The sequence below is a fragment of the Gordonia sp. YY1 genome, assembly GCF_009872315.1.
Taxonomy (GTDB): Bacteria; Actinomycetota; Actinomycetes; order Mycobacteriales; family Mycobacteriaceae; genus Gordonia; species Gordonia amicalis.
On sequence record NZ_WXYI01000051.1, the window covers coordinates 1 to 1329 of the forward strand.

The 1329-nt window shown below is 63.4% G+C and carries 1 pseudogene; it reads right to left on the reverse strand.

Annotation, left to right across the window (positions count from 1 at the left end):
• Positions 1–30: 30 nt before the first annotated feature.
• Positions 31–1286, reverse strand: a pseudogene (locus BPODLACK_RS23075) (IS3 family transposase).
• Positions 1287–1329: the final 43 nt, after the last annotated feature.

Consider the following 1329-nt stretch of genomic DNA (forward strand, 5'->3'; position numbering starts at 1 on the left):
TGTCAAGCCCCGAGTTTTGTGGAGAGTCGGTTAGCTGGTTTCCTGTAACAGAATCCGATGAAGGTTGTCGCCGTGGGCCTGCCAATGGAGTTCCTCGAACTCCGCCGGCGGAACATGCCCGATCTCGCCATGGAGCCGTCGCTGATTGAACCAATCGACATACTCAGCGACAGCGATCTCGACATCGTCGATTCCCTGCCAGGGCCCCTTGTTGCGGATCAACTCGGCCTTGAACAAACTGTTGTAGGCCTCCGCCATCGCATTATCGTACGAATCACCCCGTGAGCCAACGGAAGCCACCGCTTCCGCGTCGGCGAGTCGCTCGGTGTACCGAACCGCACGGTACTGCACGCCGCGGTCGGAATGGTGGACCAGCCCCGACAGATCCGCCCCGCCGTGGGTGCGTCGCCAGATCGCCATCTCCAGCGCGTCGAGAGCCAGGTCGGTATACAAGGAGGTCGCGACCTGCCAGCCGACAACCATCCGGGAGAACACGTCGATGACGAAGGCTGCATAGACCCAACCGGAGAATGTCTTGACGTAGGTGATGTCGGCAACCCACAGCTCGTTCGGGGCGTCGGCGACGAACCTGCGCTCGACCAGATCCGCGGGTCGTTCGGTCTCAGCCTTCGGTCGGGTGGTGCGTGGACCCTTCGCCCGCACAATACCTTTCAAGCCTGCCTTTCTCATCAATCGTTCCACGGTGCAACGCGCCACCGGCACCTGCTGCCGCTTCAGTTCGGCATGGACCTTGCGGACGCCGTACACGCCGTAGTTCTCGGCGTGGATCGTGGTGATCTGTTCGGTCAGCTCCCGATCCCGGATCGTGCGTCTCGCTTCGGGACGTGCCGTGGCGGCGTAGTAGGTGCTCGGCGCGATCGCCGCGTCGGTCTGTTCCAACGCCTCGCAGATCGGCTGGACGCCGTGCTCGTGCTTGTGACGGTCGATGAACTCGACCTTCATCTGTGTGGACGGTCCAACTCCGTCGCGAAGAAAACCGAGGCCTGCTTCAAGATCGTGTTCGCGCGACGCAGCTCGCGGTTCTCGCGTTCGAGTTCGGCGATGCGGGCGGCGTCGTCGCTGGTGGTGCCCGGCCGTAGGCCTTCGTCGGTTTCGGCGCGTTTGACCCAGGTCCGCAGTGCCTCGGGGTGGACGCCGAGCTGGTCGGCAATGCGCTTGAGGGCGCCGGCCCGAACGGCGGGGTCCTTGCGGGCATCGATGGCCATGCGAGTGGCGCGTTCGCGTAGCTCGTCGGGGTATTTCCGTGGTGCGACCATACTGGTCATCCTTCCGGGTTTTGATTGCCTCCATCAAACCCGGGGCGCTTCA